This is a genomic window from Nocardiopsis sp. MG754419, from assembly GCF_018207095.1.
Lineage (GTDB): Bacteria > Actinomycetota > Actinomycetes > Streptosporangiales > Streptosporangiaceae > Nocardiopsis.
Window position 1 is genome coordinate 1 of record NZ_QOCZ01000198.1, and the last position, 9,128, is coordinate 9,128.

The window sequence follows — 9,128 nt, forward strand, 5'->3', positions numbered from 1 at the left end:
GACCGGGAGGGACGACCGGCGCCCGTCGTCCCTCCCGGTCCGGGTGTCACGACACGTCGGCGACCTACAGATCGATGCCGACGATGTCCTCGGGGCGCACCGGCGCGTGGGTGAGCGGACGCTTGGTCGCGTCGCGCACCGCCGCCACCACCGCCGGGGTGGAGGACAACGTGGGCGGCTCACCGGCCCCGCGCAGGCCGTAGGGCGCGTGCGGGTCGGGGCGTTCCAGGACGTCGATGCGCATCGGCGGGGTGTCCAGGATGGTCGGGATGAGGTAGTCGGTGAAGGACGGGTTGCGGATCACGCTGTCCTCGACCTGGATCTCCTCCATGAGCGCCAACCCCAGCCCCTGGGTGGAGGCGCCCTGGATCTGACCGGCCAACTGCTGGGGGTGCAGGATCCGGCCCACGTCCTGGACCGCGTCCAGGGACACGACCTTGACCAGTCCCAGTTCCACGTCCACGTCCACCACGGCGCGGTGCACGCACATCCCGAACTGGGTGTGGGAGTCGCCCTGCCCCAGTTCGGGGTCGATCATCTCGGTGGGCCGGTGATGGTACTCGCGGGTGTGCTCCACCACGGTGCCGCCCCGCGCCGACTCGCCCAGCACATCGGTCAGCGACGCCAGGACGTCCCCGGTCACGGAGACGATCTTGCCGCCGTCCAGGGCCAGCCCGGTGTCCTCGACCCCGTCGGGCACCAGGTCCTGCGCGCGGGCCAGCGCGAACACCTCGGCCCGCACCGACGCGCAGGCCGTGCGCACCGCGCCACCGGTCATGTACGACTGTCGCGAGGCCGACGAGGAGCCGGCCGAACCCACCTGGGTGTCGGAGGGGGCGATGACCACCTTCTCCACACCCAACTCGGTGCGGGCGATCTGCCCCTTGACCGTCACCAGCCCCTGGCCGACCTCGGCCGCCGCCGTGTGCACCAGCACCACCGGCTCGCCGTTGACCACCTCCAGGCGGACCCGGGCGGTGGAGTAGTCGTCGAACCCCTCGGAGAAGCACAGGTTCTTGAGCCCGACCCCGTACCCCACACCGCGCACCACACCCTCGCCGCGTGTGGTCCCCGCGACGCCTCCGGGCAGGGTGCGCTGGTCGGCCGGGTCCTCCAGTTCGGTGCGCTCGACCGGCATCGGCAGGTCACGGCACCGCTCCAACATCTCCGCCATGGGCAGCGGCATGTCGATCTCCTGGCCGGTGATGATCCGGGATCCCTGCGCCATGGCGTTCTTGATCCGCAGGTCCACCGGGTGCATCCCCAGTTTCTCGGCGAGCCGGTCCATCTGCGACTCGTAACCGAAGCAGGCCTGGACCGCGCCGAACCCGCGCATCGCACCGCACGGCGGGTTGGTGGTGTACACGCCGTAGGCGTCCACCAGAACGTTGGGCACCTCGTAGGGGCCGATGCCCAGGGAGGAGGCCACACCCACCACCGCGGGGGTCGCCGACGCGTACGCGCCGCCGTCCACGATGATCTCCAACGTGGCGTACACCAGCGTCCCGTCCGCCTTGGCGCCGTGCTCGTAGCGCATCGTGGCCGGGTGACGGTGCACGTGCCCGTAGAAGGACTCCTCCCGGTTGTAGACGAACTTGACCGGCTTACCGGTGCGCAGCGCCAACATGCACGCGTGGATCTGCATCGACAGGTCCTCACGCGCCCCGAACGCGCCGCCCACCCCGGCCAGGGTCAGCCGCACCTTCTCCTGGGGCAGCCCCAGGGCCGGGGCGATCTGGCGCTGGTCCACGTGCAGCCACTGAGTGGCCACGAACAGGTCCACCCCGCCGTCCTCGGCCGGGATCGCCATTCCCGACTCCGGTCCCAGGAACGCCTGGTCCTGCATGCCCACCTCGTAGTCGGAGGACACCACGACGTCGGCCTCGGCGCGCAGACGCTCCAGGACCGCGGACCGTTCCTCGCCGACGGCGGACGCGTCCACGAACGCGCCCGTGCGGATGGGCTGGTAGCGCACCCGGTTGCCGCTCTGGTTGTGCTCGGGGTGCTCGGGAAGTTCGCCCCGGGCGTGCACCAGCGGATAGTCGGGGTCCAGGGCCGCGCGCCGGGCATCGCTCACCGGGGCCAACACCTCGTAGTCGACCTTGATGCGCTCCATCGCCCGCCGGGCGGTCTCGGGGTGGTCGGCGGCCACGATCGCCACCGACTCTCCCTTGTAGCGCACCTTGTCGAAGGCCAGCACCGGCTGGTCCTGGTACTCCAGCCCGTAGCGCTTGGCGCCGGGCACGTCCTCGTGGGTGAGCACCGCGTGCACACCGGGCACCTTGAGCGCCTCGGTCACGTCGATGCCGAGGATGTTCGCGTGCGGATGGGGGCTGCGCAGGGTGGCGCCCCACAGCATGTCCTCCATCCACATGTCGGACGAGTACGCGAACTCACCGGTCACCTTCAGCGTGCCGTCCGGTCGGCGCGGGCTCGCGCCCACCCCGTCCTTGGTGGTGCTGGTCAGGTCGGTGACGGTCGGGGTCGTGGCCGCCATCAGCGGTTCACCTCCTGGGTCAGACTCCGGTGCGCGGCACGACCGCGCGCGGCGGCGGTCTCGGCCGACAGGGTGCGCAGCTCGCCGCGGTCGACAACGGTGTTCCCGCCGACCCACAGCCGCTCCAGGGGCGGGTTGGGGCCGAACACCATCGCCACGACCGGGTCGTCGATGACGTCGAATCCGAGCCCGTCCACCCGCCACAGGGCCAGGTCGGCGAGCTTGCCCACCGTCAGCGACCCCAGTTCGTCGGCGCGGCCCAGCACCCGGGCACCGCCCAGAGTGGCCAGCTCCAGGGATCGCCGGGCGGACAGCGCCTGCGGTCCCTTGCGGGCCCGCGCCATCAACAGTGCCTGGTGCATCTCCCCGGACAACGTCGACAGCTCACTGGAGGCAGGGCCGTCCACGCCCAGGCCGACCTTGGCGCCGGCCTCGAGCAGCTCGGTCACCCGGCAGATGCCCGCCCCCAGACGGGCGTTGGACGTGGGGCAGTGGGCCACTCCGGTGCCGGTGGCCGCGATGCGGCCGATCGCCGCGTCCGACAGGTGCACCGCGTGCGCGAACCACACGTCCTCGCCCAACCACCCCAGCTTCTCGGCGTACTCCACGGGGGTGCAGCCGAACTCCGCCAGGCACTGCTCCTCCTCGTCGAGGGTCTCGGCCAGGTGGGTGTGCAGCCGGACCCCCCGGTCCCGCGCCAGCGCCGCGGCCTCGACCATGAGCTCCCGCGAGACGGAGAACGGCGAGCACGGTGCCACGGAGATCCGGGTGAGGGAGTCGAAGGAGGGGTCGTGGTGGGCGTCGATGGCCGCGGCCGTCCCGGTGAGGGCGTCCTCCAGGGTCTCCACGACGTTGTCCGGCGGCAGACCGCCCTGGCTGTGCCCGCGGTCCATCGATCCGCGGGCCAGGTCCAGCCGGATCCCCACCTCGCGGGCGGCCCCCACCTCGGCGGCCACGATGTCGCCGCGCCCGGCCGGGTAGATGTAGTGGTGGTCGGAGGCGGTCGTGCACCCGGACAGGGCCAGGTGCGCCAGCCCCGCGGACGTCGTCCCGGACACCACCCCGGCGTCCAGGCGGTGCCAGATCTCGTAGGATCCCACCAGCCACTCGAAGAGCGTGCCGTCGGCGAACAGACCCTGCGTCGCCCACTGGTACAGGTGGTGGTGGGTGTTGACCAGACCGGGTGTGACCACGCGGCCCCGACCGTCGATCCGTTCGACCTCGCCCGCCACGGCGGGTGCGGGGCCCGCGCCCACGGCGGCGATGCGCCCGTCGCGCACCACGACGTGGCCGTCGGTGTACTCGGGCCCGTCCACGGTCACCACGTGAGCGCCCTCGATCACGATCGCCCCGCTCATGAGCCGCTCCCGGCCTCGGCGCGGCGCCCGGCGGCCAGGTGGACCGCGTCGATGATCTTCTCGTATCCGGTGCAGCGGCACAGGTTGCCGGCGAGCGCCTCACGGATCTCGGCGTCGGCCGGTGCGCCCTTGCCCGCGCCCACGGTGTTCTCCAGCAGGTCGTCGGTCTGCACCAGCAGGCCCGGGGTGCAGAACCCGCACTGGACGGCGCCCGCCTCGACGAACGCCTCCTGCACGTCGCTGAGGGCGCGGTCGCCGCCGACGCCCTCCTTGCGGGCCAGACCCTCGACCGTGCGCACCTCGCGCCCCTCGGCCTGCCCGGCGGCGATCATGCACGAACAGGCGGTGACCCCGTCGAAGTAGACCGTGCACGACCCGCACTCGCCCTGCTCACAGGCGTTCTTGCTGCCGGGCAGACCCAGACGCTCGCGCAGCACGTACAACAGGCTCTCGCCCGGCCAGACGTCGTCGGCGGTGACGTTCTCACCGTTGACCTTGAAACTCACGCGCATCGCGCGGACCCCTTCCGGTAGTCGGTGACGGACCAGCTCAGCGCACGGCGCGCCATGACCGACAACGCGTGCTTGCGGTACTCGGCGCTGCCGCGCTGGTCGTCGATGGGACGGGCGGCGGCGGCCACCAGGTCGCCGAAACGGCGCACCACCGGCTCGGCGAGCGGGCGACCGTCCTCCCAGTCGAACTCGGCCTCCAGGAACTCCTCGGCGGCCTCGGCGCGCAGAGGAGTCGGTCCGGCGGAGCCCACACCCGTGCCCACCTTCCGGTTCCGGGTGTCCAACGCCAGGGAGAAGGAGGTCACGGCGATCACCATGGCGTTGCGGGTGCCGATCTTGGCGAACTGCTGCGGGCCGGTGGGCTCGGGCAGCAGGATCGCGGTGATCAGCTCGTCCTCACGCAGGGCGGTCGTGCGCAACGACAGATAGAAGTCGCGCGCCCGCACCCTGCGCGTGCCGCGCACCGAGGCCAGCTCGATCTCGGCGTCGGTGGCCAGCAGGGGCGGGTGCGACTCCCCGGCGGGGGAGGCCCCGCCCAGGTTGCCGCCGACCGTGCCCCGGTTGCGGATCTGTGGCGAGGCCACCGAGCGCGAGGCCTTGGCCAGCGCCGGGGCGGACCCCGCCAGGTGCTCGATGATCGTGGTGTAGGGGACCCCGGCGCCCAGGCGGGTGTGGTCGCCGTCCGCACCCCACTCGGTCAGCTCCGGGACCCGCGTCAGGTCGATGAGCGCCGAGGGGCGGCGCTTGTCGAAGTTCAGCTCCACCATCACGTCGGTGCCGCCCATGATGGGCACACCGTCGGGATGGGCGCTCCTGGCCTCTAGGGCCTCCACCAGTGTGGAGGGCCTCAGGAATTCCATGCTCGTCCTCGTCCTGCGCTGTGGTCCGGCCGCGTCCTGATCGACGCGCACCCCCGTCGAAACCGGTGATCCCGGTGAAGAGCGGGCGATCCTGTGAAGTACACCACTGCACCTTCCGCCCCTACCAGGCGGTGATGACATGAAGTGCCCGGGGAACGAACGGTGACGGTTGGTCGTTTCCTCCAAATGGCGTTGGTGAGAATATCGAGGTGGTCCACCACCGGTGCCCGACGCTCGCATCGTGGGACACACTGTGTCGTGACCCGCCGTCCTCACGGCGGGGACACGCCCACCCCGACTCCGAAGGAAGTCCATGCGGATCAGTGACCTGCTCGACGTCAAGAGACTGCACCTGCGGTTCCTGACGGGGGCGGAGCACGCCCATCGCGACATCCGATGGGCCTACACCACTGACCTGCTCGAACCCGCCCGCTATCTCCGCGGCGGCGAACTGGTGCTCACCGGCATGATGTGGCGCACCCGTCCCGAGGACTCCGCGACCTTCGTGGCCTCGATCCTCGACGCCGGGGCCGTGGCCGTGGGCGCGGGCACCGCTCTGGGCGCGATCCCCGACGACCTCGTCGCCGCCTGTCGCGAGCACGACATCCCACTCGTGGAGATCCCCGCGGAGACCTCCTTCGGCGCGGTCACCGAGGAGGTCCTGCGCTCCCTCACCCAGCGTCGCTTCACCACCATCGCCGAGACCCGCGACCGTCACCGTCGCCTCATGGCCGAGGTCGCCTCCGGTGCCGACTTCCCCCGCACCTTCGCCTCGGCCGCCACCCAGGCCGGGCTGCAGGCCTGGATCCTCTCCTCCACCGGCCGGCCCATCGCCGCCCACGACGAACCCCTGCCGCCCGAGGAACGCGCACACCTCGCCGCCAAGGCCCTGACCTGGTCCTCGTTCCCGCACACCACGCGTGTTCCCGACGGTCGCGACGGCGGGCGCGTGGTCACCGTGCTGCCGGTCCGGGCCAAGGACTCCCACCCGCTGGCCGGGTGGTCGATGGTCGTCGCCGGTGACCACGCCACCTGGGGCGAGGAGGTGCACGAGACCGTCGCCGAACTCGTCTCGATCGGTGTCCTGGCCCGCAGTCGCGAGGAGGAACGCGCCCTGACCACCGCGCGTCACCTGGAGGGGCTGCCGCGCCTGCTCGCCGCCCAGCGCTTCGACGAGGTCGCCGCGCTGCTCCACGGCACCGGGGACGGAGCAGCCTCCGACGACCGCGCCCACGTGGTGGTCAGCGCCATGATGCTGCCCGAACCCCGGGTGCCCGACCTGGCCAGGCGCGTGGTCACCGAGCTGGTCGCCGACCACCCCGGCGCCGTGGTCACCGGCGACAACGACGCCCTGGCGGTGCTTCCCATCGAAGGGGCCGACCACCGGGTCCGCGCCCGGGGCGAGGCACTGCGCGCCGACCTGGTCCACCGAGCCCGCGTGCTGGAGACCGGACTGCTCGACTACCGGTTGGCCATCGGGCTGAGCTCGGCCACCCGCGGTGTGTCCGAACTGCGTGGAGCCGCCGTCGAGGCCCGCCACGCCCGACGCCTGGCCGAACTCCGGGGTGGCCGCTCCCGTGTCATCGCCGGCGCCGAGATCGACTCCCACGAACTCCTGCTCGCCTCGGTCCCCGAGGAGGTGCAGACCTCCTACCGGGAGAGGCTTCTGGGGCCGCTCATCGCCTACGATCGCGATCACCGTTCGGAGCTGGTGGAGACCCTGGAGCGGTTCCTGGCCCACTCCGGATCCTGGCAGCGTTGCGCCGCCGCCATGCACGTCCACGTCAACACCCTGCGCTACCGCATCGGCCGTGTGGAGGAGCTCACCGGCCGGGACCTGAGCAGCCTCGAACACCGCGTCGACCTGTTCCTGGCGCTCAAACTGCGGGACTGACCGTCTCCTGTCGGTGTCGACCGCTAGGGTCCGGTGCATGAGCACCGACCCTCTCGCCACCGCCGAGATCACCGACGCCGACCTGTCCGACCTCGACCTGCGCGAGGCGCTGGCGCACGACCTCGGTGCGCCGCGCGTCCTGACCCGCTGCGACCTGAGCGGCTCCGACCTGCGCGACGCCTCCCTGGTGGACGCCCGCCTGGTGGACTGTCGCCTGGACGGGGCGCGCCTGGACCGGGCGGTGCTGGAGGGCGCGGTCATGACGGGCGGCAGCGCCTCGGGCGCCTCCCTCACCCACATCGAGGCCACCGACGCCCGGTTCGAGCGGGTGGACCTGGCCAACACCCGCTGGCAGGGCGCCCTGCTCACCGACACCGCCTTCCACGGATGCCGGATGACCGGTGCCGACCTCACGTCGTTGCGCGGGGTCGGCTACACCCTCGCCCAGTGCAACCTGATGCTGGCCCGTTGCAAGGGCCTGGTGCTGCGAGGCCGGACCCTGGAGGGGCTGCGCCTGGACGAGGCCGACCTGTCCGCGGCGGACCTGCGCGAGACGGTGTGGGTGGAGTCGCGGCTGCGCGGGGCTCACCTGGTGGGTGCGAAGTTCGCCGGCGCCGACCTGCGCGGCGCCGACCTGGGGGCGGTACCGCTGGACCAGGCCGGTCACCTGCGCGGAGCCACCCTGGGCCCGGGACAGGCCGGGATGATCCTGGCCTCGATCGGCATCACCGTCGTCGACTGACCGCGCCCCGCCGTGCGGGAACGCCAGAGCACGGGCCACGGGTCGGTGCGGGCGCCCCGCACCGACCCGTGGAGTCTTCCGCCCGAACGGCCGCGGTCCCGGGTCAGTGGTCCCAGACCCCGGAGGCGGCGGCCTCCGCGGCGAACGCGTCGAACCCGCGTGACTCCCGGCCCAGCGCCTCGTGGACTCCGGGGGAGAGGTGGGCGTCCTTGCCCCGGGAGATGGGCGACAGTGCCAGGGCCAGTCCCCGTGCCGCCTCAGCGTCCTCGCCTGCGGCGACGCGTTCGGCCACGAACTCCTCGACCGTGACGGGTGTGTAGGCGACCTCGCGCCCCAGAGCGCGTGAGACCTTCCCCGCGACGTCGTCCAGGGTCAGGGCGCGGGGTCCGCTGAGTTCGTAGGTGCGTCCGTGGTGGCCCGGTTCGGTGAGCGCGGCCACCGCCACCGCGGCGATGTCGCCGGCCCGTTCACCGACCAGGTGTGTGGGCACGAAGTCCGCGTCCGCGGTGATGGCCTGCGGGAAGTAGTCGGGGTCGTCGACCCCGCGGCCGGACAACAGAACGACGCGTTCCACACCCTGCGCCGCCGCCCGCTCGACGAACGCAGGGGTGAGGGGTTCGGGATCGAACTGGACCACGTAGGCCGCCCGGACCCCGGCCAGAACCGGATCCCAGGTGGTCGGGTCCTGCCAGTCGAAGTTCCACTCCGATGTGCGGGAGGCGGCCCGGACCGGACGGCCGTCCGCGCGCAGCCACCGGACCACTCGGCTCCCGGTCATGCCGGTGGCTCCGAGCACCAGGATCGGCCGCGCTCCGCCGTCGCCGCCGGTGTCGTCGTGTGCGCTCATGCGTCGCTCTCCTCGCCTCGTGGCGTCGGTCGGGTCGGGCGGCCCCGGGCCCCGGGGTCAGGCGGCGCGCCACGGCGGGCGCGAGAAGGCGTGCGCGACGTGTTCGCCGAAGTCGCGTGGGTCGCGTCCGAGCGCCTCGCGCACCCCGGGAGCCGTGGGCGCCTCCAGGCTCTTGGCGATGGGGGAGAACCCCATGGCCATGGCCTGTGCCTCCCCCCGCGCCCAACCGGACGCGACGAGTCCGTCGATGTAGTCCTTCGGCGCGATCGCCTCGTAACGTACGGGGCGCCCCAGTGCGGTGGAGATCTCGGCGACCGCCTCGTCCAGGGTCAGGGCGCGGGGTCCGCTGAGTTCGTAGGTGCGTCCGTGGTGGCCCGGTTCGGTGAGCGCGGCCACCGCCACCGCGGCGATGTCGCCG

Annotated in this window: 7 protein-coding genes and 1 pseudogene; 2 read left to right on the plus strand and 6 right to left on the minus strand. The window is 72.4% G+C overall.

The window, feature by feature from the left end:
* Positions 1 to 64: 64 nt before the first annotated feature.
* Genes DSY14_RS25345 through DSY14_RS25360 form a run of 4 tightly spaced genes read right to left on the minus strand, consistent with a single transcriptional unit; the run spans position 65 to position 5,227 of the window.
* Positions 65 to 2,497 (minus strand): xanthine dehydrogenase family protein molybdopterin-binding subunit, encoded by a 2,433-nt coding sequence (locus DSY14_RS25345; protein ID WP_211719130.1) that lies wholly within the window; start codon positions 2,495 to 2,497, stop codon positions 65 to 67.
* Positions 2,497 to 3,855, minus strand: a complete 1,359-nt coding sequence (locus DSY14_RS25350) for an 8-oxoguanine deaminase (RefSeq protein WP_211719131.1) — start codon at positions 3,853 to 3,855, stop codon at positions 2,497 to 2,499. The genes DSY14_RS25345 and DSY14_RS25350 overlap by 1 nt, the downstream gene beginning before the upstream one ends.
* Positions 3,852 to 4,367 carry a (2Fe-2S)-binding protein gene (locus DSY14_RS25355; protein WP_211719132.1) on the minus strand — a complete coding sequence of 172 codons (516 nt, stop codon included), beginning with the start codon at positions 4,365 to 4,367 and terminating at the stop codon, positions 3,852 to 3,854. Before DSY14_RS25355 ends, DSY14_RS25350 begins: the two co-directional genes overlap by 4 nt.
* Positions 4,358 to 5,227: a xanthine dehydrogenase family protein subunit M gene (locus DSY14_RS25360; RefSeq protein ID WP_211719133.1), complete on the minus strand. Its 870-nt coding sequence runs from the start codon at positions 5,225 to 5,227 to the stop codon at positions 4,358 to 4,360. Before DSY14_RS25360 ends, DSY14_RS25355 begins: the two co-directional genes overlap by 10 nt.
* Positions 5,228 to 5,540: 313 nt before the next feature.
* Here DSY14_RS25360 and DSY14_RS25365 point away from each other — a divergent pair, with 313 nt between their 5' ends.
* Together DSY14_RS25365 and DSY14_RS25370 are read left to right on the plus strand one after the other, a co-directional pair.
* Complete coding sequence (locus DSY14_RS25365; RefSeq protein ID WP_211719134.1) at positions 5,541 to 7,121, plus strand: PucR family transcriptional regulator; 1,581 nt, start codon at positions 5,541 to 5,543, stop codon at positions 7,119 to 7,121.
* A gap of 37 nt (positions 7,122 to 7,158) precedes the next feature.
* Entirely contained in the window at positions 7,159 to 7,863 is a 705-nt protein-coding gene (locus tag DSY14_RS25370; protein WP_211719135.1) for a pentapeptide repeat-containing protein, read from the plus strand.
* A gap of 103 nt (positions 7,864 to 7,966) precedes the next feature.
* On the opposite strand, the gene DSY14_RS25375 is transcribed toward DSY14_RS25370, so the two are convergent.
* On the minus strand, positions 7,967 to 8,710 hold the full coding sequence (locus tag DSY14_RS25375; protein ID WP_249188451.1) for an SDR family NAD(P)-dependent oxidoreductase: 744 nt from the start codon (positions 8,708 to 8,710) through the stop codon (positions 7,967 to 7,969).
* Between the two features lie 57 nt (positions 8,711 to 8,767).
* Positions 8,768 to 9,128 (minus strand): annotated as a pseudogene (locus DSY14_RS25380) (SDR family NAD(P)-dependent oxidoreductase); the annotation flags it as partial.